The sequence below is a fragment of the Companilactobacillus metriopterae genome (assembly GCF_002762335.1).
Classification (GTDB): domain Bacteria; phylum Bacillota; class Bacilli; order Lactobacillales; family Lactobacillaceae; genus Companilactobacillus; species Companilactobacillus metriopterae.
The window spans coordinates 115,230-140,885 of the sequence record NZ_CP024610.1; the positions used below are offsets into that span (position 1 = coordinate 115,230).

Genomic DNA, 25,656 nt, shown 5'->3' on the forward strand with positions numbered 1-25,656 from the left:
GTTATTTTGTGAAATTATTTTTGTTAAGTTGTATTCCAGCCAAAAATAATACTATAGCAAATATTATTTGATGAACTAATATCCCCATGAAACCGGCATTTGAAGACTTAGATAAAGATAAATTAATAAACTGACCTACAGGAGGAATTATATATTTCAAAAAATTATCCACGTTCACTAATGCTAAGAAACTCACAATAATCAAACCTATTTGACCAAATATTTTGCTGATTAAGGAAGCATTCCATTGAAATTTAAAAATCCAAGCAATTGATGAACCGACTAATCCGGTAGCAAATAAACCTAATACTGATATCAACATAAAGCTAAAATCTGCGGAAACAATAAAGCTTAGGAAGTAAACCACAAGAGCCACAAATAGATTTAAGACAATCAAAAATAACAATTCAACAAAAGAATACAGCCAGTAACTAGAAAACTTTTGTTTAATGTAGCGATTCTTGATTTGATCATTTTTGAAAAAGGTTGTTGTATTAATTATCGAAAAGATAAACATCCCCAAAATTATCAACGCAAATTGTACTTCTGATTCTAAATCAAATAGTGTACTTAAACTAAACTCAGCAGCAAAAAATACAAACAACGATGTTAGAAATATATAATTTCGAGTTGTTAGTCTAAAAAAGTTTCTGAATAAAATATTAATCTTCGACAATACGTTCTCCTTCAAATTGATAGTTCAAATCTATCATGTTTTTGATCATACGATCTTTTATTCTTAATGGTACTTTCAACTCTATCAATGAGCTGTTCTGAGAAATAATCAAACTGTTGATTTCACGAGTTATTGCCATTGAATCTGGCATAGTTCTGAATGTAAGAATACAGTCAGTTATCTGATCTTCAATAGATTCTAAACTCTTATTTTTAAGTAAATATCTACGTTCAAACAATTTCAATGTTGCTTGATTCTGCATGGTACTTACCACCACAATGGCTGAGCCGTTACTTTTTAAATCATTTATTAAGTTGGTCATACGCTCAACATATTTAGGAGATTGAAAGGCAAATGGTTCATCTAACAATAATATCTTGGGTCTACCAACAGTAGCATTTAAAAATTCCACACGTCTTCTAATACCCACAGAAAGACTAGAAACATTTCGATCAAGATAAGTAGCTAGTCCTAAGTAACCGACAATATCCTCTAATTGTTTTTCATTGATGGCGTTTTTACCTGCCAATTTACGACTATCTGATAAGTAAGATCCCACCTTTTTATTCACTACCATGTTGGTATATTGTGGCATCAAAGCAGCGTTAATACCTGGTTCATAGTGGACACGTCCACCGTCTGTATTTTTCATCTTAGCTATAGCTTCAATCAGTTGAGTCTTTCCGCTACCATTCTCACCATTTATTAAGATGCTTTCTCCGGAAGACAAAGAAAAGGTTACATGCTTAAAAGCAAAGTAACCTTCGTTTTGCAGCGATAAATCTTTTATTGTTAATAATCTCATTAATCTTGCCATTCCTTAATTGCTTTGGCAGCTAAGCCGATTGATAACAGAGCGTCATTTGAAAGGGAATTACGAACATCTGAAATAATCGTGTTGGCAAATACAGCACCTATAACAGTTAAAGAAAAATCAATTAAATCAAGATCGATCTTAGGATTATAGTTTCCACTTGTATAGGGATCTTCGTGATTATAGGTAAAGTTAATCTCATGAGCTGCAAGAGAACCATCGACATGATTTACTTGAAAACGGTCTTTAAGCTTTCCTATTTTTTCAGATGAGTTTTGTAAAGTTAATCTATGGTCAGACTCATTTTCATAGTATTCATCTTCTGTCATTTCGAAATATTCTTGAACAGGTTTACGAAGTACCTCTAACCCATCAATGACTTCATAAACTTTCTCAGCGTCAAAAGTAGTCTTGTTGTCACGAATATCTTTTGAGTTTTCATCTATATAAAGTGCTAACTTACTAATTGCTTCAGAATTCATTGTCATTCCTCCAGATGTTTCTATTATACTGAAAAAAACATTTTTTTTAAAACCAATTACTAAAAATCATCTTTTTTTTGATAATAATATAGAAATTTTATTTATAATCACAGTTTTCGACATGATCATTAACCACACCAACAGCTTGAAGAAACGAATAGATAATTGTTGGACCAACAAATCGGAAGCCACGTTTTTTTAAGTCCTTGCTTATCTTTTGTGATAATTCAGTTTCTGCTGGTAGTTCATTCATGCTATTCCAATGATTCATTATTGGTTTATTGTCCACAAAGCTCCAAATATAATCAGAGAATTTTTCACCATTTGCGTGCATGCTTTTGATTTGCTGGGCATTATTTACTGTCGAATTAACCTTTAACTTATTTCTAACAATGCTGGGGTTATTTAGTAATTCTGCAATTTTATCATCATCAAATTCTGCAACTTTATCAATATCAAAATTATCAAACAATTCCTGATATCCTTGGCGTTTATTAATTATCGTAGACCATGAAAGACCCGCTTGGGCTCCCTCTAAAGTTAACATTTCAAAAAAATAATTTTCATCATAGCTTGGTTTGCACCACTCATTATCATGGTAGTCAATCATCCCTTGTGAGCCTGTTGCCCATTCACATCGCATATTTAAGTTCTCCCCCATGTATAAAAAAAGATGTGCCAATGGCACATCTTTTTATTTATTATCGTTGTCTGTTCTGACAATCATAACATCTGTCTTAGCATTTCTTGTTACGTATTCTGATACTGAACCAACAAGTAGTCTTGCTACTGCATTCATACCAGTTGAACCAATCATGATAAGATCATTTCCATATTCAGTAACGAATTCATCTGAAATGACTGTCTTAGGTTCACCAAAACGAACGTGAATATCGATATCATTTTCTGAGATACCACTTTCTTTAACAGCCTTTTCTTTAAGTTCTACAAGATATTTTTGAGCGTCTTCTGATAGTTGATAGATAACATCTCCATTCAACATTCCACCATGTAAACCAATAAATTGTTTTGTATCTAAAACTGTTAGTACATCTAGATGACTCTTGTTTATTTTTGTAACATTAACTGCTTTGTTGAAAGCCATTTCTGATTCTTTTGAGCCATCTACTGGCACCAAAATCTTTTTATATTCTTGTTCCATGATTGATTCCTCCGACGCTATTTATAAATAGTTTTATTATCTTTAAGATTAATATATTGCTAATAATTATGCAATCCTTTACTTAACTAAATCTTTGAACTGTTCTACCTAATTGTCGAGCAGTTGTCTCATAGTTTTTGTAAAGTTTTTCTTGATCATCTTTATCTTCATATTCGCTCATTCTAGTAGAAAAAATACCGGTAAATAACTGAGCACTATTATCAAAGTCATCAGAAAAATTATTACACAATGCAAATGTAGGTATAGCTGATTTACCAGCAGTTTGATTAAAGTAATACATAATATCATCGTGCATGAATTCTTCTGAAATATCTTCAGCAGCTGATATCAAAATATCAGCTGAACGAATTACTTGATCCATACCGGTTACATGGGCTACCCACTCAAAAGATGAACGCAAAATTTCAGCGTCTATCATAGCAAATGCCCCTGCAACTGTTTTTATTGCATCAGTGCTTACTTCAGGATGTAGCTCTAAATGATATTTACGATTCATTTTTTCAGTAATAAACATAAGACTATCTAGCAGGTAGCTAGTTTGAGCTTCATTTAATTCTTCCCGCTTCTGTTGTTCCTTTATGGAATCAGCGTAGTTAAGTAAAATTGTCACTTTAACACGATCGCTAAGCAATTCCTTAACACTCTCTAATTCTACATCAAACGCATTAATTAATGGATTTTCACCTTGAGGTATAAGATTACCCGATTCGTCTCGTACTTTTGCTCCTAGAGCCTGTAATGCACCAATTCCACCATCAGCGATAGATGTCTTACCAAGACATATCACAATATTTTTTATTCCATTTGTCACCGCATCCAACATCATTTCACCAATTCCGTAACTCGTAGCATGAAATAATTCCGTTTTAGATTTATTTTCAGCTAAGCTCAGGCCGACAACCTGTTCAGTATCAATTATTGCTGTCTCTTGACTATCAATTGTTGTATATAGGTAAGAACCCATTTTATTTTGCCAAAATGCATCAAAAAATGGCGTACTTATCCAACGTCCGCCAATAGTATGATAGACCAATGAAGAAACACCATACTCATTATCAGAAACTGGCATAGTAGCTATTTCAGCGTCTGGAATGGCATTCCAAATACCTTGCGAAATTGATTCTGATATTTTTGCGCGGTCTATTTGTGAATTATATTTTCCTGGTGAAATTATAAATTTCATTATAAGTATTTCCTTTGTTATAATGTGATGATTGGAACCTATGGAGGTGCATAAATATGGATAACTCAACTGATCTATCAAGGAGAGTTCTAGATGCTAATCTAGATAAAGGACGCAACGTCCGTGAATTGGGTGGCTATAAGACAAAAGATGGCCAATCAATTAAATATAATAAAGTAATTAGATCTGCTGGACTACATGAACTAACTGACAACGATTTAGATTACTTGAAAAATTACGGTCTGAATATCGATATTGATTTCAGATCATCTGAAGAAATTGAAAAAGAACCTGACAGAATGCCTGATGGCACAAAATACGTTTCTCTTCCTGTTTTCAAAGAAGATCAAACTGAAGCGTCTAAGATTAAGAAAGACTCTGTAATACCAGGTTTGGATATTGATCCATCAAAAGGTTATGATCATATGCTAGAAGTATACCAAAATATGATCACAGAAGATCAGTCAAAAAAGGCATATCGTTCTTTCTTTGATGAATTATTGGCAAATGATAAAGAAGATGACGTATTATTATTCCATTGTACAGCTGGTAAAGACCGTACTGGTATGGGCGCTGTCTTCCTATTATCAAGTTTGGATGTCCCTAAGGATACTATCCAAAAAGATTACTTGCTAACAAACAAAACAAGTAAGGATTATGTTGATGGCGTACTCAAACAAGTTGAAGCCCAAGAACCTAAGCTAGTGGACTCTATAAGATCACTTCTTACTGTTCAAAATAATTATCTTGAAATGGCCGAAAAAGCCATCGAAGAAACTTCTGGAGATATAAATAATTATATCAAAAATGAATTAAAGGTTTCAGACAATGAGATAAATGATTTGAAAAAAATTTACCTTGTGTAATATAAATGAAATTAGAAATAACAAAAACTATAATGCATTATTAATACAATCTATTTAACTATATGTTATTATTTACGCATGAGCTTGGTTGAAAGCAATTCAACTGAGCTTGTCCCCAAATATACAAGATATAAATAAATACTCGTTACGTATAAATGTCCCCGCATTTATAAGTATAAATTCTAACCCTACAAGATGTGTAGGGTTTTTTTGTACTAAAAAAGACCGATAACTAAAGTTATCGGTCTTTTTATTTAAACTTAAGGATTATACATCCCATGTCCATTCTTCAACTTCAGGTAAATCTGTACCTTGGTCACGAGTGAACTTGTTATGTTTATCAACCATAGCTTCCATAGAATCAGCAAAGTCTTTTGCTCCATCACCTTCAACGGCAACAGCAATTTCTTCTGCCAAGTGGAAACGATCCATTTCATTAACAACACGCATATCAAATGGTGTTGTGATATCACCATTTTCACGGTATCCATGAACATATAGATTGTGGTTGTCACGGTCGAAGAACAATTCTTTAATGATGCTTTCGAATCCGTGGAATGCGAAGACAACAGGTTTGTCTACTGTGAAGATACTGTTGAATTCTTGATCTGTTAGACCACGAGGGTCAATACTTGGAGTTCTTAGTTTTAGTAGATCCAATACGTTAACAAATCTGATCTTAATATCAGGTTTTTGCTTACGTAGAATACTAATAGCTGCAAGAGATTCCAAGTTAGGTTCTGTACCAGCTGCTGCAACAACAACATCTGGATCACCATTATCATTTGATGCCCAATCGATAACTTTTAGACCTTTTTCAGCCAATTCTTGTCCTTCTTCAATTGAATAGAATTGTTGACGAGGGTGTTTTGAAGTAACCAATAAATTGATTTTTTCTTCAGAGGTTAGGATTTCTGGCATGATAGCTAGAAGTGAGTTTGTGTCAGCTGGGAAATATTCACGAATATATTCAGGTTTCTTTTCAGCTAAGTGAGTAATGATACCTGGATCTTGGTGAGTGTAACCATTGTGATCTTGTTGGAAAGCTGTAGAAGTAGCAATCACATTAAGTGAAGGATACTTGTTTCTCCAAGATTGTTCATTGGCTTTACGTAACCACTTGAAGTGTTGTGTAAGCATTGAATCCACTACACGTAGGAATGATTCGTAACTGGCAAACATACCATGACGACCAGTCAAGACGTATCCTTCTAGGAATCCTTCAGCTTGATGTTCTGATAGTTGTGAATCAATAACACGACCAGTAGCATCCATAAATTGATCGTTAGGTTCTTTGATGTTTTCCATCCATTGACGATCAGTTTCTTGGAAAATCTTGTTTAGACGGTTTGACATTGTTTCGTCAGGTCCAAACATACGGAAGTTGTCACCATTAAGTTTGATAACTTCTTCTAAGTATCCACCTAGTTCGATCATGTCTTGTGCCATCTTAACACCTGGCTTGTCAAACTTAAGTGCATAATTCTTAAAGTCAGGAAGTTTTAGATCCTTAGGATTTACACCACCATTAACAATAGGGTTCATTGCCATACGTTTGTTTCCTGAAGGAATAACTTCTTTAATATCATCTTTTAGAGAACCATCTTCATTGAATAGTTCTTCTGGACCATATGATTTCAACCAGTCAACAAGAGCATCAACGTGTTGCATATCATTTTGATCTACAGGAATTGGAATTTGGTGAGCTCTAAATGAGCCTTCAATTGGAACACCATCCCATGATTTTGGACCAGTCCAGCCCTTAGGAGCACGGACAATCATTACTGGCCAGTGAGGCATCTTAGCTTCTGAAGCTGGGTGTTTTCTAGCTTCTGTTTGGATAGCTTGAATTTTTTCAATTGCTTCATCCATAGCTTTTGCCATAATTGGGTGAACCTTAGCAGGGTCATCACCTTCAACAAAGATAGGATCCCAACCAAGACCCTTGAAGTAACTTGCCAATTCTTCATCAGTTTTACGTGAAAGAATTGTAGGATTTGAAATCTTGAATCCATTTAGATCAAGAATTGGTAATACTGCACCATCAGTAACAGGGTTGATGAATACATTTGAGAACCATGAAGCAGCCAATGGGCCAGTTTCTGATTCACCATCACCAATAACAACAGCAGCGATTTGATCTGGATTATCAAGAATTGCACCAACACCATGAGATAGAGAATAACCTAATTCTCCACCTTCATGCATTGATCCTGGAGTTTCAGGAGCGGCATGAGATGCGATACCACCTGGGAATGAGAATTGTTTGAACAATTTCTTCATACCAGCTTCATCTTGAGTTATTTCTGGATATATTTCTGTATAACTACCGTCTAAATATGAATTTGAAACCATAACTTGGCCACCATGACCAGGTCCTTCAATGTAAAACATGTTTACATTGTATTTGTTAATTACACGGTTCAAATGAGCATAAATAAAGTTTTGACCAGCAATTGTTCCCCAGTGTCCGATTGGGTGAATTTTTAGGTCATCAGCGACAATATCACGTTTTAATAGTGGATTGTCTTTTAAATATAGTTGTCCAACTGAAACATAGTTGGTAGCACGCCAATACTTATCAAGAGTTTCTAAGTACTCTTTTGATGAATAGTCTGTCATAACTGCACACTCCTTATTAATTTACGAGTTAATAATAACCAGAATTTCTGTAAAAGTCAACCATTTATATAATTGGAACGGTCCAAAATATGAAAACGTTATCCATTTCCCATATCTACAAAGGAATTATACTTAAAATATTTGTAATGAGTTTTCATGGATGTGTATTCAAATGGTGTTCCATCATCTAAAAAGAAAATTCCAGACATCAAACCCGTTGGTTCGTTGGCACTGAGATTGAGAAGTTTTTGACTTTCTTCGTTGCTAGGTTCTACAGAGATTGTTAAATAACTTTTATTGACCTCTTTACCCAACTCCTTCTCAATATAATTATAAATCGATTCGGAAGCAATTTCTTCTGTTAACTCTGGAACTAATTTTATAGGAATATATCCTGCTTCAATCATAAAGGGTTGGTCATCCAAGAAACGTAGTCTCTCAAAGGAGTATACAAATTCTCCAGGTTTTAAAAATAAATTGTGTTGCATCTCTTCATTAGATCTCACAACATCAAATCGTAGAACCTTGATTCCTAATTTTTGTCCTTCATTTTTAAAACTGTCTGAGATACCCAAATTATTCCCAGAATAGTTGAAGTATGTTTCTTCTTTGGAATACAAAGGATTTACAAAAGTACCCGACCCACGTTTTTTAAATATAATCCCTTGTTCAGACATGGATAATAGGGCTCTTTTTATTGAAGAACGACTTACACCGTATTCTTCAGCTAAAGAACGTTCATCAGGTAGACGCATTTCTTTAAATTCATTATTATCTATCTTTTCTCTAAGTGAGGAGCTAATTTTTTGGTAAATTAAATCTGCCATAAACTTCACCTGGACCTATCCAATTATTTTTTGGTAATGTTTTCTATAGGCACATTATAGACCAATTTTGATTGAGATTGCAAAACAGAAATTTGGGTAAATAAAAAAAGCCACTCTTACGAGCGACTTTCTACTTATTTCTCACATATTCATCAATCAACAAACATTCAATGAAATCATCTGTTATTCCAATATTGCAAATTAATAACTCAAAATACCTCAATCTGATCCACAGGACTCACATCACAATTTCACAGTCAAAGCGAGAGTTACTAGACAGCTCTAGTAAAATATTAGAATTTCTCATCGAAATAATTATTAATTGAATTTCGATTTAATCGTAAAATAGCTTCAAAATCAATAACTCAATCTTATGAGTTGTTCATCTATTGTTAATTAGGTTATAACATTCTATGAAAAGAATTGATTTTAAACTACTTTATTATGCAATAAATTGACCGTTAGAGGGATGGCCAAATGCAATGGAGTGATCGGAAATCAACATTAGTAAGAACGCCAATCTAATCAACAATTGCTGTAACAATCTCTATAAATCAAGTTAGCAATATTATCAACTATTCATAGTCAAAAATCGTAGTTTGAAACAAGAATTTTAACATCATCTAGCAAATATCGTTTGGTAAACCAAACGGTATAGTTAGAAATTATGTATCTACTCCCCCGCATTTATATCCACAAGGGAGTAGATACATAATTTATCCCTCTTGAATGGACAGCAGTTTATCCCTATAAAAATTTAGTTATGTGTAATTTCATCTAGTGATTGACCACGACTGTTTTGCCATGTTAGCCAACCATTTACATCAGATTTTGCTAAAATATTAGCAGCAACTGAAGGATTTGAAAATACGAAATCTGTATCGAAGATATCTTCTTTGATAACTCCATCGTTCATCAAGTTCTTCAATAGTAAACCGTTGAAGTTGTCTAGAGGTTTTTCAGATGAAATTCTTGAACCTCTTTTGACTACCATACCTTCACTAGTGTACTTACCAAAAGCTTCACTTCCACGTTCGTTGAAACGTAGGTATGAACTTTCTTCATCTTCTGGCATGTAATCTGTGAACAATGAGTAACCAAAGCTTTGTAGCAACATGTCGATATTTTCAAAAATATCAGCAAGAGCATACTTGCTTGATTCTGTTAAGAATGGCTTCTTAGGAAGTTCAGTATTCAAGATATTTGCAATATCAACGTTTTTAGCTTGTTTGTACATATATCTTTGAAGATAGATATCTTCTTCTTTTGTTAGTTGATGTGATTTATCATTAACTACGAAAGCAATCACAATATCCCACCAGTCTTCACCTTGAGTATTGTGATCTAGAATACTTTCACCAACGTTTTCTGACTGACCTAGATAAACGTTTCTTCTAGTTAAGTTGCTACTAAAGTTGTCAACAAGTACGAATACACCGCTTCTTGATAGCTCAGTTCTTGATTCAATAACTTCTTTCAAATTGTTTCTTGAAATGTAAAAAGCTTGAATCGGTCTTGTCATAATTTCTGAAAATCTAAATCCAGTAGGATCACCCATTGGAAATGATGTGTTAATTGCAAAAGGTTTTATAATTTCCACCGCCCCATATATTAAGTAAATTATTTGTCTAATCTAACAAATTATACAAAATTATTATATGTAGAACAATATAAATTTTAAGAATAAACAAAATATACGATATAGTTTTATGTAAAATGGATATTTTTATTTAGATTGTTTTTTTCTTTAATTAATATGATTGTTTTTTTCCCTTTTTAACTTTTATTTTTGCAAATAAAAAAAGAATTTCAGAATTTAATACTCTGGAATTCTTTTTTTAATTTAAAGACTTAACTTGTTGTTCGAAGTCTACAGAAAATTCTTTTGGTTCAATTCCTGAATTGATCATTTCTGGAGTTAATTCAATTTTATAAACTGTACGATTAGAATATGGAGTGTAATACATTACACAATTAGTGATATCAAGTACTGCTTCGTATTGAGTATAACTAATTGTATTATTGTCCTTCACGTTGACACCCTTTGGAATGCGAACAGTATCAAACATGTGCATGATAGTGTTGACTGCTTCGCTTGCTGTGTTAGGTTTTTGAACCACTTCATGAACAAATGATTCACGAACAAATCGATCGACTGCAGTAAATCCACCTGGTAGTCGGAAAGTACCATTTTGACCTAATTTTTCAACTTCTTGATTGCCAAATCTCATACCTTGGAAATTAGTTGTTTGAACACCTAGATAATTTGAAAGATTAGTCTTGTGCCATTGATAATCAGGTGTATTTGTCATAACACCAACTTTATCTTCTTCCAGTTCTAGACCTTGACCACGTGGTTCAATAACATATGTAGCACCCGAACGGTCAGTGACAATCCAGTGAAGTGGCTGATTAGCACCCATTACCCCAGCATCTGAGTCAATAATACGAACGTCTTCTAGATTTTTGCGAAGTTCTGCAATTGATTTGTTGTGACCCAATACCCACAAAATAAATTCTTCAGATACTAAATTAATCTTTCCTTCTTCAGGAGCTGCTTCATAGACTGCTTCGTGGTCAAAGTATAATTCAGCACATGCCAAACCATGTTCGTTGAATCCATCAGCGACCATGTAATTATGACCATACTTAGCACCTGTACCTAGAATTGCATAACTTGAATTATAAGTTTTATTATCTAATGAAGAAAGCCAATTATATCCGCGAGGTAAGAATGTTGGTTTGCCATTTAATTCGAAAGCAAAATCCATTGTTCTTGCCAAAAATTTTGTACCATCTAAAGCTTCATAACTAAGACTTGTGCACATGTTTCTACCCCTTAATTTAAAAAATTATTTATTTTAACCAATATTATATTCCTATTATTGATAAAATCAACAATCACAGATTATATAATTTCCAGATTTTAACTTAATAATTAAATAAAAAACTCACTCTTTATTTGAGTGAGTTTTCTTATAATAAATGAGTAATTTCCATTTTCAAAACTGTTAAAAATTGTGTCGGTATCATCTTCTACTACAACACCTGTTGCTTTTTGGAATGAAACCAATAAAATTGGGAATAGAACCAAACTAAGCACTGAATTTTTCTATAAAAATAATAATACGTCGACAAAATGACAAATTTATTCTCACAAACATTGTTGTACAGATGTTCACGCTCAGTTTTATTTAATTATTTATTTGTTGGAATCAAAATTATATTTTTATTTTCAGAAAATTCAAAATCATAAATCGTATAAATTTATTACTTAATTATTATATGTTATGCTCAGTTTGTAACAAGGAATACGGAGGAGACGATGCTATGGCAATCGATATTAAAAAATCTCAAGATGTTTATAAGGACGCAGGAGAGAGCATTATTTTTACAACTTTGATGTTAAAAAAAGATGATCTCAAACATGATCAAGAAGTTATACAAGAATTCTCAGATTTGTCTAATTCAATTATCAATAGTATGCGTATCCGCCAAGATCCACAACCTATTAGTGTTGCCTTGGGATTTGGTTCAGACGCATGGGATTATCTCTTTCCCAATGCCCCAAAGCCCAAAGAATTAGATAATTTCCAAGAAATAAAGGGCCCAAAGTATACTGCTATCTCAACCCCCGGAGATATTTTTATACACGTACGTGCTCAACAAATGTCTATTTGTTATGAATTGATTGAACAATTCATGGGGATTCTAAGACCTATCACAACAGTTGAAGACGAAACTCACGGTTTTAGATATTTTGAAGGTCGTTCAATTATCGGATTTATTGATGGTACAGAAAATCCCGCTGGAGTAGAATCAATGGACTACACTCTAATAGATTCAGATGAAGATGCTGAATTTGTAAATGGTTCATATGCTTTTGCTCAAAAATACATCCATAAAATGACTGATTGGAACGGTCTCAAAACCGAAGATCAAGAAAAAGCTGTTGGACGTCACAAGTTTAATGACCGTGAGCTTGAAGATGATGAGAAGTTGCCTAATGCTCACAACATTGTTTCAAAAGATGAAGTTGATGGTGTAGAAAACAAGATAGTAAGAATGAATGTACCGTTCTCAGATCCTGCACAAAATATCACAGGAACATACTTTATAGGTTACTCAAAAACATTTACAATCACTAACCGTATGTTAACTAAGATGTTCACTGAAAGTGACCGCCTACTAGATTTCTCTACACCAGTAACTGGAAGTCTATTCTTCATTCCTTCCAAAGACACACTCGATAAAATAATAGATGGTGAATACTATATTTAGAACATGAATTAAGGAGAAAACATTATGAAATTCTTTAATTGGCTAAAAGCAATATTCAAACCTGCAAAAAGAGAACTAACAGTAAAAGATAAATCAGAAGTAGCGGGACTAGATAAGATGAACGATATATATTAATAAGCCTATGTATGGGCTTATTTTTTTGGAAAATAAAAAGAACTGCATATGCAGCCCTTTTTTAATTACTCGTCAGTTTCTAGATCACCTGACATTACTTTGTATAAATTGTTTATTTCATCATCGCTACCGACAATATTCCATTTATTATGTAGACAAATGTTAATAATTATTGGAAGCCCTTTTAAAAGGTAAAGTAATTTATTAAATTAAATATTATTATTTATAAATTCTTTTACATGTTCTTGATAGCCAGGTAAGTCTTGAATAATCGACATTCCATGGCCTGTATTAGGAACTACCCAGATATCTTTGTTATCACCTAGTTTAGCATCGTAGTTAGTATATACCATGTTTGTAGGTACAAAGTTATCATTACCACCATGGATAAACAACATTGGTTTATCAACATTCTTCAATTGGTTGACAGAACTTGCTTGTTCTAGAGTGAAGCCTTGGTTGCTCTTTAAGTAACCATCAACATATTTCAAAATATCTTGCATATCTGAATCACTTATTTTAAGACCAGTTTGTTGTTCAATAACGTATTGTGCTGTTGGAATTAAGAACTCAAATTGATCGTATACACTTGTATAACCGCAATCTTCTATGTAAGCTTTGACATTTGATGGCATATCTTGAACACCACTAGACATCATCGTTGTAGCACCACCCATTGAGACACCAGTGATAACAATTTCAGAAGTAGGGTCGTTTTCTACAATTTTGTCTGCCCAGTTCTTATAGTCGTTCTTTTCTTTCCAACCATATGATATTGCATTACCGTCACTTGCTCCGTGTGCTCTAGCGTCAGGTGCTAATATGTTATATCCCATATCATAGTATATTTTTGCCCAACCACCCATTTGTAGAGCGTTCATACGATAACCATGAGCAATTATTACGGTCTTGTTTGTATTTGCTGGATTCTTGATATAGTAAGCATTTAAATTCTTTGTTTCGCCGTCACGGTCTGTAAATGGCATTGTCCATTGTTCTTTTGGTGAATTTACAAACCAATCACTAGCTTCTTGGAATTCTTTCATATATGGTCCATCTGATTGAATCGGATTTTGTGGCCATGGAACTCTGTTATCAAATGCAAATCTATAAACAGCTTCAGCTAAAATGATTTTTTCAATCTCTTTCAATGGTCGCTTGCTGTTTCCATTGATATTCTGCACTTTTTTATCTGACTTAAGGTAATCAGATAAATTGTCCCCAATGGCTTTCTCGTAATTCCCTTGTGCTTCTATATTTGAAACGGTGTCAGCATGAGTTATTAATGGATTAACTCCTACGACTGACGCTCCAATCATTGTTGCGATAAGTAAACTTCTCAATACTCTTTTCATACTTTTCCTCCCTAATATCTGTAGTACAAAATAAATTTTATTAAAAAGAAAAAACACAATCAATAGTATTCGTGATTTTTTTCACATTTTTTAATATGTTCTCTTATTCTGTAAATTTTCATGTAATAAAAAACCTCCTACTAGCCCATTCTCTAGTAGGAGGTTTTTTATTTATATATTATATACACGTTGTTTTATTAATATTTTGCATCTATACAAGGGAGGTATGATTTTGAAATCTTATGAGAAAACAACATTTTGCGCTGGTACAAATTGGTTTTCACCAATTTCGTAGTAAGCTTGACCTGATGTGTTGAAAACACGTAGATCTGATACTTTCCACGCTGAATCTTTAGCAACTGTTTTGCCAGTTGCTTCTTGAGCTCCATCATAAATTTCTGTTGAGTTTACAACAGAAACAATTCCTGATACGGCTTTATCTGTGTAGATAGAAGTGTCTTTAGTAGTAGCTGCTTTTGCGACTTCTGTATCATCGCCAAATATTGAATCTGTTACTGATTCTGAAACTTTAGACCCTACATAATCAGGAATTAAGTCATTTTTACCAGTAAGCAAACCGTACCCATTGGCAGCTACTGATGACCAGATACTTAGACCACCAATTTTTGAAATAACTCCAAGTGGTGGAATAGCTGATTCTAATGCTGTAAATCCTAATTTTGTAATTAGTGATGTGTTTTTAATATCACTAACTATAGTCTGTGTATCTGCAACAAGTCTTCCTGCTGCATTACTTGATGGTACAAGACCACCGGCAACTCCTGCATATACATTAGACACAGGGTGTACGGCTGATAATGCTCCACTAACTATTGGAGCTACAACTTTGTTTCCAACAAAGTCACCAGGAATGGCTTCCACTTTTTGAGTGGCGTCATCAACTACTTGATCCTTCACACCATCGGCAAAATCAGAGATAGAACTGCTATCTTCTGATGATGTTGTATCAACTGATTCGTCAGTAGCGACAACATCTTGTCCACTAGTAGAAGAACTGTCTACAACTGGTTGATCACCGGCGGTAACTTGTTCTGAAGTTGCTTGATCATTAACAGTATCTGCCTTTGCAATATCTGTAAATGTAATACCAGCTACTAACAATAAAGCGCTGGCACTGACTGAATAAAAAATACTTTTTCTACTCATATTTAAACCCCTTTTCCCAATACGTTGTATGAAGCGTATTATAATCCATCTGTTTTATTGTTAAATATTGAACTAATCAATAATAACTATACTCCCCAGTACAATCAATTAACAACCAGACTTTTTATTTCACATTAACTCCATGAATATATACTAGCATCTAATGGTAACCGTTTTCTAAGTTTGTGAAAATAAATCAAAAATTAATTTTATTTAAAAATATTTTGAACAATTACCAAACTAGTTATATTTAAATAAAACTTTTTTTAGATCATTTGATAACTAATTTTTGGTTTTATTCGTTTTTGGTATATACCATAGTTCTAGAAGTAACAAAAAAAGACGTCTTTCGACGTCCTTATTTTCTTACAATATTTTCGATAATATCCCAAGTTTCTGGATTATTTACATTTTTACCATGTGATGCTTTTTGACCTTCAACATATACTTGTTCAAATGATTCTACGTGTCCTTCAAAGATACCTTTTCCGGATTCTGCACTTGTACGTGGAATGTAACCATCTGAAGTCGGTGTTAGTAAACCGATGATATTTGTAACGTTCATATCGTATGGTAAGGAACTACTTTTTGATGTCATATCTTCATAGTAGGCACTTGATGGTGTGGTTGTATTATCACGATTATTATATGGTGTCGCAATACTTACAAAATTGTGAATAACATTAGTATTATCTTGATAATCATTTTCCAAATATCTTGTTAAAACAATACCACCGTTTGAGTATCCTACTGCATCGAAATCTGTAATACCATAGTTTTCAGTAATTGATTTCATACCCTTATTGAATAGATTTGTTTGGATTTTTAGGTTGTCTAAAGCATCCCCATTGTTTTCAAATCCCATCATGAATATTGTCTTTGTTTGATCAGTATTCATATTCAATGGTTTTGTATATCTAACTGTTCCGTCATTTTGAACATAAACGTGAACTAGATTCATAGTTGTATGTGTCAAAATATTTTGTGCCATATAATCATAAGTATCTACAGTGCCACCTAATCCCGGAACTAATACCAGCGCACGTGGTGCTTCATAAGTATCACGTAGTCCCACATTTTCATCAATCAAATCTGTATAGTTAGAATCTGGATTAGTTTTTTGTTTTGTAGAATTTTGCTCATTTGTAGTGGTTGCTGTTTCTGTATTATCGGTAGTTACAGCTTTAGTTGTATCTTGAGTATCTGCAGTGACAGCCTCTGAGGTAGTTACATCTGATGTTTCATCAGCAAGAGCTACCAAAGTATTAGTTTGGCTAGTTATTGTTAAACCGAGAATAACAGCACTTAAGATTACTTTTGATTTTTTCATAAATTTCACCCGCATTTATTATTATCTACAATTATATTTAATAACAAAAAAAATCGCAATCGCTGCGATTTTTTATTACTTAATCTTAACTATTTCAACAAAATACCTACAGAATAGTGAATAATCATAGTGATGATACCTACGATAACATTTCTCACGATCGCAGTTTTTACCAACCCATCTCCTAGCTTTGCACTCAAATATCCTGTTAAACCAACAGATAGAATAACTGCTATGATTGTTCCTGGCCATTGCCAATTAGTAGGTAGAACAGTCATAGCAACTAGTGGGAATAGTCCACCTAATGATGCTGCAATTAATGAAGAAAAAGCTGCATCCCATGGTGACATGTAGTGACCTAGTTCTAGATCATACTTCACTCTAACAATTGTTTTAAGCGGATCTTTGCTCATCAATTCATCCGCAATTTCTTTTGATGTCTCAGGAGTTACTCCTCTTTCTTGATAGAAGGAAGCTACTGTAGCTACTTGATCATCATAATTAGTCTTTAAAAGTTCACGTTCTTTTTCTACCGCACTTTTTTCAGTATCTTTTTGAGAACTTACTGAAGCAAATTCACCTGATGCCATTGAAAACGCACAGGCAAATAAATCAGAAATTCCCGCAACAAAGATAACAAATGTGTTAGTTGTGGCTACAGCAACTGAAAATAGCACCCCAACAACAGTCAATATTCCATCATTTGAACCCAGTACTGCTGCACGAAGGGTATTAGATCTCTCTGCCATAGTTCTCTTACTTTTTTTCATGATTTACCCTCCTTACATCGCGATCAATGAACCAACAAGATATGTAACCGCCATGGTTAACATTCCTGAGATAACATTTCTAATAACAGATTTTGTACGATTTGCATCACCTAAAACAGCTGCAGAATATCCCGTAATAATCAAAGCAACCATGACCGCTCCAACTGTTGCAGCAATACGAATATTTTGAGGAAAAAAGATTATAGACAATAGAGGTAACAATGATCCCGTAGGAAAAGCAATCATCGAAGCCACTGCCGCAGCAATAGCACTTGTTTTGAATTTAGGATTGAAACCATATCTCTCACGAACTGCATTATTAACCCTATCTTGTTCCAACATTTCTTTAGTAGCTTTAGCTGAAAGTTCTTCAGAAATACCTGTATCCATGTATTTTTCTTTTATAAAATCAAACTCTTTTTGAAAATTTGTATCTAAGGCTTTTGTTTCGGTAATTATAGCCTGTTTCTCACTATCTGATTGAGTAGAAACAGAGACCCATTCACCCATAGCCATAGAAATTGTTCCGGCCAACATACCGGCAATACCCGCCAAAAAAATAGCTGAGTTGTCAGCCTTAGCACCTGCCACACCAATAACAATACCAGCAATTGAGATAATTCCATCATTGGCACCCATAACGATTGCCCGAATGACGTTAATCCTCTCAGCTAAACTTTGTTTTTTCATGAGAATTCACCTTTTTCAAGAAATAATGTATAATATAACCAGACCTATATAAGAATGATTCTTATTTACTATTTCAATATTATCACACAATAAAAAAATGTAAAATGTAATTAATCCATTTCACGGAGGAATGAAAATGATTGACCAAAAAATTTCTGAAGATACCTTAGAAGTATTGAAAAAAAATCACTTACGTGTAACTCCTCAAAGACATACTATACTGGCTTATTTAGCATCTCAGAATAATCACCCTACTGTAGATATGATTCATGAAGGACTAAAAAAAGAGATGCCTAATATTGGTTCCTCTACTATATATAATACTTTGAACACACTGGTGGAACACCACGTCGTCATAGAAATTCAAAATGGTGATGGTTTCACTCACTATGATTATTTTGGAGTGCCTCATCTTCATGCCGTATGTAGCAACTGCGGAAAAATTTTCGATGTAAACTATGACGGTTTTGGCAAAGATCAGAAGAGGATAGAAGATAAGGTAAAGGAAGAAACCGGTTTTCAAATTTCTAATACCCAAATTGAAGTAACAGGTATTTGTGCAGACTGTCAAAAATTAGTTTAATTTGTTAAAAATATCATTTGTTTTGTTTCACCTTAATTAACAATAGATGTATACTTTTGTTACAGAAAAATTTAGGAGAAATTATTATGTCATTTGAAATAAAAACTTTACATAGAAAACTAATTTCAGGATTAGCAACTGTTCTTCCAGCTGCCACAAACCCTGATGAATTACCTGCTGTTAGTGAAGTAAAAGATGAATATATTAAAAAATTAGCAGATTCAAAAGAAGACTATAAAGTTGATTCTTGCGAAAACAAATTTTATGGTATCAATTTCAATACTGATAAGCCTAACTATCTAGTAGGCGTACGTACTGAAACAGAAATCGCTGATTTATCTTCATTTGAAATTCCTGCTGGTGATTACGCTGAATTCACAACTGATAAAAAATCACGTTTGGAACTGGATCAATTCATCGGTGGTGCATACGCTGAAATAATGTCATCTAACGACTACAACATCAATGGTAATTTCAATATCGAAATTATCGATTGTCTAGTTGAAAACCATGACAAAGAATTTAAAGTTTTAATTCCAATTACAAACAAATAAAAAGACTTCCAAACGGAAGTCTTTTTTTATACAAATGGTCGTCCGCCAGCTAGGATAAATCCTAAAACTCCTACAACTATACAGAACGCAAATACAGTATAGATGGTAGAATTGCTTAATTGACCATTCTTCTTTCGTGCAAACCCAATCTCAACTAACGCAATAAATGCTAAAGCAACAACAATTTTTAACGTTGTAAATATTGGATCTCGGTGCCAACCATATTCAAATAACATTAATCCTGAGATAATTGATACCAAATATCCTAGTCTAACAATCATTTGATAAATTCGATCATATTTTGAATTACCTAGCAGTACAATTGCTACCAAAACAGCAATAACAACCCAAGTAATCAAGTGAGTCCATAACCAAGCCATGATAAATCCCCTTTTTATAATTATTGATACTTTAACAATACTACTGATACAAAATTAATTCTATATTTATAAATAAATGCTACAATGGCTTTATTAATTTTACGGAGGCGACAAAAAACATGGTTGAAGAAATAAAAATTGGTAAAAGTGATATTACTTCAAAAAAATTTGGTCTAGGAACAAACAAAGTTGGTGGACATAATCTTTTTGAAAATTTAAAAGATGAAGATGGTGCTGCATTAGTAAAAACTGCTCTTGATAACGGCATTACTCTTCTGGACACTGCTTATATGTACGGTTTAGGTCGTTCTGAAGAAATCATCGGAGACGTAATACAAGATTACGATCGCTCTAAAATAATTATTGCTACAAAAGCTGCCCAAGATCCTGATAATAATTTGGAGTTAAACAACTCACCAGAATTTTTAACAAAGTCTATAGATGAAGCTTTAAAACGCTTAAAGACAGACTATATTGATATTTTTTATATTCATTTCCCTGACGAAAATACTCCCAAAGATGAAGCTGTCAATGCTTTAGTTGAAGCCAAGAAAGCCGGAAAAATTCGTGCTATTGGTATTTCAAACTTCTCACCTGAGCAAATCAAAGAAGCTAATAAAAATGGTGATGTAGACATCGTTGAAGATAACTATAGTTTGGTACATCGTGATTTTGAAAAAACTGTCTTCCCATATCTAAGAGAAAACAAAATTTCCTTCGTACCTTACTTCCCACTAGCTTCAGGTCTATTGACGGGAAAATATACAAAGAATGATGCCAATAAATTTAAAAACTTCAGCGAGTCTGAGTTTTCTAAAATTATTGATTCACTAGAAAAAATTAAACCTTTGGCAAACAAGTATGATGCTACTCTTGCTCAAGTTATCTTGGCTTGGTATATTGCTAATCCAGATATCGGTGTAGTAATACCAGGCGCTAGAAACTCCGATCAAGTTATTAGTAATGTTAAGGCTATGGATTTACAATTATCTTCAGAAGATTATGATTTTATTGATCAACTATTCAAATAAAAGAAGTGATAACTGATGGAAGTATCTGAATTAATATCCTTAATTAAATCTGCTAACAACTTAGTCTTTTTGACTGGTGCTGGAGTTTCGACACATTCAGGAATACCTGATTATCGTAGTAAAACTGGTATATACAATAATATGCAAAACGAAGAAATCCTTTCGGTAGATAACTTACACAATCATCCCGAAATTTTACGAGATTTTGTTTTACGCAATATGTATTTTCCAGATGCCAAACCCAATATTGTTCATCAAGTGATTGCTGATCTTTCTAACAGAAAAGGATTTTTAATTACTCAAAACATAGATGGCTTGGATAAATTAGCTGGTAACAATCATGTAATTGAATTTCACAAAAATATTCAGTTTGCCTATTGTAGTGTATGTGGGAAGCATGTTTCGATAGATTTTTATAAAAAACATCTTACTCATGAAGAAGATGGAGGATTATATCGTCCTAATTTCACACTCTACGGTGAAGGTATTGAACCTTGCAATATTGAAAATTCTGTCAGTGAAATATCCAGTGCTGATTTGATAATTGTCGCTGGTACAAGTTTGAAAGTTTATCCATTTGCTGGATTAATTCAGTACAAAAAAGCCAGCACACCCGTCGTAATAATTAATAATGAACTTCCTCAAAATTTAAATAATAGTATTCACTTTATTCAAGGTGATATTGTTGACGTATTCAAAGAAATAAAAAAAGCCTACTAGTTAGTAGGCTTTTTTTATTTCAAATATTTATGTACTTGTTGTGCTGCTTGTCGACCAAAGACCACAGTTTCAGCTATTGAATTCCCGCCAATACGATTATTACCATGCAAACCACCGGTAACTTCTCCAGCAGCAAAGAATCCTGGAATAACATTGTCTTCCTTATCAATAACTTGTGTTAACTCATTTATTTTTACGCCACCCATTGTATAGTGGACAGCGGGAGCTATATGAATTGCATAAAATTTTGGTTTCTTGATTTCATGTTGCATACCAGTTGTTCTGTGAAATTCACTATCTTTTTTGGCTTGAATAGCTCTATTCCATTTATCAATAGTTTTTTCCAAATTATCACTATCTACATCTATTTCGTGAGCCAATTCTTCGATTGAATCAGCTGAAGTAACTAATCCGATACTTTGGTAAAAACCTAGTGCCTGCACTCGATCAAATACTGTTTGATCTAATACTAGGTAGGCACCATTTTCTTGTAGTTCATCTATTGCTCGTGTGACTTCTTTACGAGTATCTAATTCATTAACAAATCTTTTTCCAGATTTATTTACTAGAATTGCGCCTTCACCTCTGACAGTTTCACCTATCAAATAGGTGTGGTCTGTATCTTGTTGGACGGTTGGATGTACTTGAATATCTGATAAATTTATAATTTCAGCATTCAAATTTTCAGCCAATTTTAAGCCATCCCCCATAGTTCCTGGTTGATTCGTCGTTTTATATTCTTTCAAATCAGGTCTAACTTTTGAAATCAGCTCAACATTAGCACCAAAACCACCTGATGTTAGTACTATTGCAGGTGCATTTATTTTAGTATCAGCTGTCTCAACAGTATATTGATTATCAATCTTCTCAATATTTTCTACAGCCATATTATTGAATACCGGAATTTGATATTCAGATATTTTCTCTAGCAATCCCTTGATCAAGTAAGCACCAATTGGAGCTGTCGAACCTGGACGATGTGCTCGGGGAACACTCATACCTCCTGTGGTTGTTAAATCAGTCAAAATAACATCATGTTCTTTCAACCAATCTACCCCAAGTGCCGCGTGTTCAGAGAAAAACTTAAGCATAGCTGGATTGTTTTTCTTGCCACCACCCACAAATGTTTCTTCATAAAAATCACTGTAAGTATCGATAATTTTATTCTTCACTTGAACTAACGACTCGGCAGCGTTCATACCTGTTGAGGCACGACCAGTGTTACCACCGATACGTTCCATTTTTTCCAAAATAACTGGTGACAAACCTAATTCATAAGCTTGGACTGCTGTCACAAGACCTGCTCCACCTGATCCGATAATAATCAAATCATATTGATCTTTTATAGTATCTTTTGATGAAACTTCGAACTTATCAGCCATAAATTTATCCTGCCTTTTTATGTAAGTATTTAATAACAGTATATTCTATCGCTTGTAGTTATAATATAGATATATTGATTTTTGTAGGAGGTTTCTAATGGATAAATATGATGTGATTATTATCGGTGCCGGTCCTGGTGGGATGGCAGCTGCCAGCTCCATAAAGCAAGCTGGAAAAAGTGTCGCCGTTATTGAAAATGACCTCTGGGGTGGAACATGTCCTAACCGTGGTTGTGATCCTAAAAAAGTATTACTCAGTGGTGTCCAAGCTCGTGATAAAATTGAACAATTACAGGGTAAAGGATTCGAAAATACACCATTTGTAAATTGGAAAGAAATTCAAGCTTTTAAACGTACTTTTACAGATCCTGTATCTGAAAGTAGTCGAAAATCTCTAGATAATATGGATATTAAAACTATCGTCGGTAATCCTAAGTTCATCTCTGACAATGAGATCGATATAAATGGTGAAATACTCTCTGCAAATAATTTTATTATTGCTACTGGTCAAAGATCACACAGCTTAGATATTTCAGGTAATCAATATTTATTAGATAGTGCTGATTTCTTGGCTCTGGATGAAATGCCAAAGGAGATTACTTTTATAGGTGCTGGATATATCAGTTTTGAATTAGCTGTTATAGCTAGTTCAACGGGAGCAAGGGTTAACATTGTCCATCATAATGACAAACCTCTAAAAGCATTCAATCCAGATATGGTTTCATCTATGATGGAACAAATGAAAAAACGCAATATTGAATTTCATTTCAATATAAACCCTCAAGAGATCACTCAAGATGATTCTAAATATAATTTGCATGCTGACAATTTTGAGTTAAGTAGTGATTTAATTTTTGATGCTACAGGTAGAATTCCTAATACTGAGAACTTGAATTTAGAAAAAGCAAATGTCACTTATGATCGGCGTGGAATTCAAATAAATGAATTTCTTCAAACATCGAACCCAATTATCTTTGCAATTGGGGATGTGTTGGCTAAGAAACAACCAAAACTTACACCTGTTTCTGGATTTGAAGCAAGATACGTTACAGACTATCTCCTTGGCAAAAACACAGCTGCTGTACAATATCCGGTAATTCCCACAGTTGTGTACGGTGGACCGGAATTAGCTCAAATTGGAGTTTCCGTGGAAGAAGCTCAAAATGATAGTTCAATGACTGTTAAAGATTTAGATACTACTAATTGGTTTACTTATCATAGAAGTAACGACCCCGTTGCTAAAATAAAAACAGTTATAAACAATAAAAATCAAATAGTTGGAGCTTCAATTTTAAGCTCTGATAGTAGTGAATTCATCAATTTATTTACAACATTTATTAACTCAAAAACTCCAATAAATGATATCCTGAATCAAGTTATGGCTTATCCAACATCAGCCAGCGATTTAGAATATCTAATCTAATAAAAAACCTCAGACAATGTCTGAGGTTTTTTAATTTATATCTTTTATTTTTTTACGATTAAAAATAACTATTAATGACACAACTAAAAAGATTATTACCACACTTCCTAAGACTAAAAACAGATTATTTTTTGAAACCAATATGGCAATCAACCATAAAGTCGAAGTTGCAACTATTGTTGATGTAAATTCCATAACAGAAATACTAGTTGATAATCCTTCTGAACCAACAGTATTCTGAAGTTCCATGTTTAGTTGACTTATGTATAAGTTGAACGGTAGTTCAAATATTAATAGAAGTAAAATCACTAAGTAAGAATTAGTTACTAACAGTCCCGATATAAATAATACTGAAATTAAAATTATTGAGAAAATATAATTTCGTTTTGAAACATTAATTACCAAGAAAAACCAATTACTTATTAGAGCAGTAAATTGAAAAAGAACGTACACTAACCCATAATATTTAGCTGATATATCTTTTTGAATTAGTATAAATTGCCAGTACTGAAAAAACACCTGAGCGATTATTTGATACGAGCTTATCAATATGACTAAATTCTTTGTTTTCTCATCTTTCAATAAGCCTCTGATATTTTCAAATAATTCTTTAACACTTATTCTTTTTATTTTCTCCACTCTTTTAAATGGAATTGTTACTTGAATAAGTACAAATAAAATTATAAATCCTAAAATAGATAAAATATAGATATTGATATGAATTAATCCATAAATACTTGCACCTATACCCCCACCCAATAGAGAACTAAGTAGCAAAGAATAGTTATTTTGGATATTAAACTTCTTAATACCTTGGTCATTATCCAGTGCATCTTTTATAAAATACGAGTCCAAAGATCCTGTCATTCCCGCACTAGAAACGCCATATAAGAACCATGAAAAACACATTAACCAAAAAGAAGAGCTAACTATAACAATCATGTAAGAAGCTGTTATAAAAACCAGAGAAATTTGGTAAATATATTTCTCTGAAATTATATCTGACAAAATTCCAGAAGGAATTTCCAATAATATACCCGCAATCATGAAAAAACTCTGAATAATCGATATTTGTCCTATCGAAAATCCCTTAGATAGCAAGATAATTGATAATATTGCATGTGGCAAAACTCTGGATAGGTTGTAAAGAAAATTAGCAAACAAAAAGAAGGTTTTCTGATATTTTATTGACATCATCACAC

General features: G+C 33.3%; 25 protein-coding genes. 7 read left to right on the forward strand and 18 right to left on the reverse strand.

All coding sequences use genetic code 11. The annotated features are described in order from the left end of the window. Position 1 precedes the first annotated feature (1 nt). The 6 genes from CS873_RS00610 to CS873_RS00635 form a co-directional block, all read right to left on the reverse strand. Entirely contained in the window at positions 2-676 is a 675-nt protein-coding gene (locus CS873_RS00610) for a hypothetical protein (protein ID WP_099973961.1), read from the reverse strand. Then, on the reverse strand, positions 663-1,481 hold the full coding sequence (locus CS873_RS00615; RefSeq protein WP_169922425.1) for an ABC transporter ATP-binding protein: 819 nt from the start codon (positions 1,479-1,481) through the stop codon (positions 663-665). Before CS873_RS00615 ends, CS873_RS00610 begins: the two co-directional genes overlap by 14 nt. Next, positions 1,481-1,972, reverse strand: a complete 492-nt coding sequence (locus tag CS873_RS00620) for a hypothetical protein (protein ID WP_099973963.1) — start codon at positions 1,970-1,972, stop codon at positions 1,481-1,483. The genes CS873_RS00615 and CS873_RS00620 overlap by 1 nt, the downstream gene beginning before the upstream one ends. A gap of 97 nt (positions 1,973-2,069) precedes the next feature. Further along, entirely contained in the window at positions 2,070-2,615 is a 546-nt protein-coding gene (locus CS873_RS00625; RefSeq protein WP_099973964.1) for a DNA-3-methyladenine glycosylase I, read from the reverse strand. 51 nt (positions 2,616-2,666) lie between these two features. Beyond that, entirely contained in the window at positions 2,667-3,134 is a 468-nt protein-coding gene (locus CS873_RS00630) for a universal stress protein (RefSeq protein WP_099973965.1), read from the reverse strand. An 82-nt stretch (positions 3,135-3,216) separates the two neighbouring features. Continuing rightward, positions 3,217-4,338 (reverse strand): glycerate kinase, encoded by a 1,122-nt coding sequence (locus CS873_RS00635; protein ID WP_099973966.1) that lies wholly within the window; start codon positions 4,336-4,338, stop codon positions 3,217-3,219. 56 nt (positions 4,339-4,394) lie between these two features. On the opposite strand from CS873_RS00635, the gene CS873_RS00640 reads away from it, so the two are divergent. Continuing rightward, positions 4,395-5,204, forward strand: coding sequence for a tyrosine-protein phosphatase (locus tag CS873_RS00640; protein WP_099973967.1), 810 nt, complete (start codon positions 4,395-4,397; stop codon positions 5,202-5,204). A 267-nt stretch (positions 5,205-5,471) separates the two neighbouring features. Here the strand turns inward: CS873_RS00640 and CS873_RS00645 are convergent, their stop codons facing one another. From CS873_RS00645 to CS873_RS00660, 4 genes are all read right to left on the reverse strand, one after another. Beyond that, positions 5,472-7,826, reverse strand: a complete 2,355-nt coding sequence (locus CS873_RS00645) for a phosphoketolase family protein (RefSeq protein ID WP_099973968.1) — start codon at positions 7,824-7,826, stop codon at positions 5,472-5,474. A 98-nt stretch (positions 7,827-7,924) separates the two neighbouring features. Then, positions 7,925-8,653: a GntR family transcriptional regulator gene (locus CS873_RS00650; protein WP_099973969.1), complete on the reverse strand. Its 729-nt coding sequence runs from the start codon at positions 8,651-8,653 to the stop codon at positions 7,925-7,927. 757 nt (positions 8,654-9,410) lie between these two features. Continuing rightward, positions 9,411-10,253: a DUF4357 domain-containing protein gene (locus CS873_RS00655; protein WP_099973970.1), complete on the reverse strand. Its 843-nt coding sequence runs from the start codon at positions 10,251-10,253 to the stop codon at positions 9,411-9,413. A gap of 238 nt (positions 10,254-10,491) precedes the next feature. Beyond that, entirely contained in the window at positions 10,492-11,481 is a 990-nt protein-coding gene (locus tag CS873_RS00660) for a bile salt hydrolase (RefSeq protein WP_099973971.1), read from the reverse strand. A gap of 502 nt (positions 11,482-11,983) precedes the next feature. On the opposite strand from CS873_RS00660, the gene CS873_RS00665 reads away from it, so the two are divergent. After that, complete coding sequence (locus CS873_RS00665; RefSeq protein WP_099973972.1) at positions 11,984-12,934, forward strand: Dyp-type peroxidase; 951 nt, start codon at positions 11,984-11,986, stop codon at positions 12,932-12,934. Between the two features lie 344 nt (positions 12,935-13,278). Here the strand turns inward: CS873_RS00665 and CS873_RS00670 are convergent, their stop codons facing one another. The 5 genes from CS873_RS00670 to CS873_RS00690 form a co-directional block, all read right to left on the reverse strand. Further along, positions 13,279-14,424, reverse strand: coding sequence for an alpha/beta hydrolase (locus CS873_RS00670; RefSeq protein WP_099973973.1), 1,146 nt, complete (start codon positions 14,422-14,424; stop codon positions 13,279-13,281). Between the two features lie 240 nt (positions 14,425-14,664). Continuing rightward, positions 14,665-15,591, reverse strand: a complete 927-nt coding sequence (locus CS873_RS00675; RefSeq protein ID WP_099973974.1) for a hypothetical protein — start codon at positions 15,589-15,591, stop codon at positions 14,665-14,667. A 358-nt stretch (positions 15,592-15,949) separates the two neighbouring features. Next, a complete protein-coding gene (locus CS873_RS00680) occupies positions 15,950-16,921 on the reverse strand; it encodes an alpha/beta hydrolase (RefSeq protein WP_169922426.1) in 972 nt (323 codons plus the stop codon). 89 nt (positions 16,922-17,010) lie between these two features. Further along, positions 17,011-17,691: a VIT1/CCC1 transporter family protein gene (locus CS873_RS00685; RefSeq protein ID WP_245823063.1), complete on the reverse strand. Its 681-nt coding sequence runs from the start codon at positions 17,689-17,691 to the stop codon at positions 17,011-17,013. Between the two features lie 12 nt (positions 17,692-17,703). Beyond that, positions 17,704-18,381 (reverse strand): VIT1/CCC1 transporter family protein, encoded by a 678-nt coding sequence (locus tag CS873_RS00690; RefSeq protein WP_099973976.1) that lies wholly within the window; start codon positions 18,379-18,381, stop codon positions 17,704-17,706. 130 nt (positions 18,382-18,511) lie between these two features. Here CS873_RS00690 and CS873_RS00695 point away from each other — a divergent pair, with 130 nt between their 5' ends. Then, positions 18,512-18,964, forward strand: coding sequence for a Fur family transcriptional regulator (locus tag CS873_RS00695; RefSeq protein ID WP_281252425.1), 453 nt, complete (start codon positions 18,512-18,514; stop codon positions 18,962-18,964). Between the two features lie 86 nt (positions 18,965-19,050). After that, positions 19,051-19,518, forward strand: coding sequence for an effector binding domain-containing protein (locus CS873_RS00700; RefSeq protein ID WP_099973977.1), 468 nt, complete (start codon positions 19,051-19,053; stop codon positions 19,516-19,518). 26 nt (positions 19,519-19,544) lie between these two features. Here the strand turns inward: CS873_RS00700 and CS873_RS00705 are convergent, their stop codons facing one another. Then, a complete protein-coding gene (locus tag CS873_RS00705; protein WP_099973978.1) occupies positions 19,545-19,898 on the reverse strand; it encodes a DUF1516 family protein in 354 nt (117 codons plus the stop codon). A gap of 119 nt (positions 19,899-20,017) precedes the next feature. Between CS873_RS00705 and CS873_RS00710 the strand changes: the two genes are divergently transcribed. Together CS873_RS00710 and CS873_RS00715 are read left to right on the forward strand one after the other, a co-directional pair. Beyond that, complete coding sequence (locus CS873_RS00710) at positions 20,018-20,929, forward strand: aldo/keto reductase (protein WP_099973979.1); 912 nt, start codon at positions 20,018-20,020, stop codon at positions 20,927-20,929. Between the two features lie 15 nt (positions 20,930-20,944). Further along, complete coding sequence (locus tag CS873_RS00715) at positions 20,945-21,649, forward strand: NAD-dependent protein deacylase (protein ID WP_099973980.1); 705 nt, start codon at positions 20,945-20,947, stop codon at positions 21,647-21,649. Positions 21,650-21,663: 14 nt separating this feature from the next. Here CS873_RS00715 and CS873_RS00720 read toward each other — a convergent pair whose 3' ends face one another. Then, positions 21,664-23,031, reverse strand: coding sequence for a flavocytochrome c (locus tag CS873_RS00720; protein WP_099973981.1), 1,368 nt, complete (start codon positions 23,029-23,031; stop codon positions 21,664-21,666). Between the two features lie 97 nt (positions 23,032-23,128). On the opposite strand from CS873_RS00720, the gene CS873_RS00725 reads away from it, so the two are divergent. Next, the gene (locus tag CS873_RS00725; RefSeq protein ID WP_099973982.1) at positions 23,129-24,454 is read left to right on the forward strand and encodes a dihydrolipoyl dehydrogenase family protein; all 1,326 of its coding nucleotides are present in this window, start codon (positions 23,129-23,131) and stop codon (positions 24,452-24,454) included. Positions 24,455-24,484: 30 nt separating this feature from the next. Here the strand turns inward: CS873_RS00725 and CS873_RS00730 are convergent, their stop codons facing one another. Further along, complete coding sequence (locus CS873_RS00730; RefSeq protein ID WP_169922427.1) at positions 24,485-25,648, reverse strand: MFS transporter; 1,164 nt, start codon at positions 25,646-25,648, stop codon at positions 24,485-24,487. Positions 25,649-25,656 lie beyond the last annotated feature (8 nt).

Excerpts from the sequence above, each read along its gene's own strand:
- CS873_RS00695 (WP_281252425.1), top strand. The coding sequence starts at position 18,512 with ATGAAAATGATTGACCAAAAAATTTCTGAAGATACCTTAGAAGTATTG.
- CS873_RS00625 (WP_099973964.1), bottom strand. The coding sequence starts at position 2,615 with ATGCGATGTGAATGGGCAACAGGCTCACAAGGGATGATTGACTACCAT.
- CS873_RS00685 (WP_245823063.1), bottom strand. The coding sequence starts at position 17,691 with ATGAAAAAAAGTAAGAGAACTATGGCAGAGAGATCTAATACCCTTCGT.
- CS873_RS00675 (WP_099973974.1), bottom strand. The coding sequence starts at position 15,591 with ATGAGTAGAAAAAGTATTTTTTATTCAGTCAGTGCCAGCGCTTTATTG.
- CS873_RS00660 (WP_099973971.1), bottom strand. The coding sequence starts at position 11,481 with ATGTGCACAAGTCTTAGTTATGAAGCTTTAGATGGTACAAAATTTTTG.
- CS873_RS00690 (WP_099973976.1), bottom strand. The coding sequence starts at position 18,381 with ATGAAAAAACAAAGTTTAGCTGAGAGGATTAACGTCATTCGGGCAATC.
- CS873_RS00725 (WP_099973982.1), top strand. The coding sequence starts at position 23,129 with ATGGATAAATATGATGTGATTATTATCGGTGCCGGTCCTGGTGGGATG.
- CS873_RS00645 (WP_099973968.1), bottom strand. The coding sequence starts at position 7,826 with ATGACAGACTATTCATCAAAAGAGTACTTAGAAACTCTTGATAAGTAT.
- CS873_RS00680 (WP_169922426.1), bottom strand. The coding sequence starts at position 16,921 with ATGAAAAAATCAAAAGTAATCTTAAGTGCTGTTATTCTCGGTTTAACA.
- CS873_RS00665 (WP_099973972.1), top strand. The coding sequence starts at position 11,984 with ATGGCAATCGATATTAAAAAATCTCAAGATGTTTATAAGGACGCAGGA.
- CS873_RS00700 (WP_099973977.1), top strand. The coding sequence starts at position 19,051 with ATGTCATTTGAAATAAAAACTTTACATAGAAAACTAATTTCAGGATTA.
- CS873_RS00640 (WP_099973967.1), top strand. The coding sequence starts at position 4,395 with ATGGATAACTCAACTGATCTATCAAGGAGAGTTCTAGATGCTAATCTA.
- CS873_RS00670 (WP_099973973.1), bottom strand. The coding sequence starts at position 14,424 with ATGAAAAGAGTATTGAGAAGTTTACTTATCGCAACAATGATTGGAGCG.
- CS873_RS00705 (WP_099973978.1), bottom strand. The coding sequence starts at position 19,898 with ATGGCTTGGTTATGGACTCACTTGATTACTTGGGTTGTTATTGCTGTT.
- CS873_RS00650 (WP_099973969.1), bottom strand. The coding sequence starts at position 8,653 with ATGGCAGATTTAATTTACCAAAAAATTAGCTCCTCACTTAGAGAAAAG.
- CS873_RS00635 (WP_099973966.1), bottom strand. The coding sequence starts at position 4,338 with ATGAAATTTATAATTTCACCAGGAAAATATAATTCACAAATAGACCGC.
- CS873_RS00730 (WP_169922427.1), bottom strand. The coding sequence starts at position 25,648 with ATGTCAATAAAATATCAGAAAACCTTCTTTTTGTTTGCTAATTTTCTT.
- CS873_RS00620 (WP_099973963.1), bottom strand. The coding sequence starts at position 1,972 with ATGAATTCTGAAGCAATTAGTAAGTTAGCACTTTATATAGATGAAAAC.
- CS873_RS00720 (WP_099973981.1), bottom strand. The coding sequence starts at position 23,031 with ATGGCTGATAAGTTCGAAGTTTCATCAAAAGATACTATAAAAGATCAA.
- CS873_RS00715 (WP_099973980.1), top strand. The coding sequence starts at position 20,945 with ATGGAAGTATCTGAATTAATATCCTTAATTAAATCTGCTAACAACTTA.
- CS873_RS00630 (WP_099973965.1), bottom strand. The coding sequence starts at position 3,134 with ATGGAACAAGAATATAAAAAGATTTTGGTGCCAGTAGATGGCTCAAAA.
- CS873_RS00615 (WP_169922425.1), bottom strand. The coding sequence starts at position 1,481 with ATGAGATTATTAACAATAAAAGATTTATCGCTGCAAAACGAAGGTTAC.
- CS873_RS00710 (WP_099973979.1), top strand. The coding sequence starts at position 20,018 with ATGGTTGAAGAAATAAAAATTGGTAAAAGTGATATTACTTCAAAAAAA.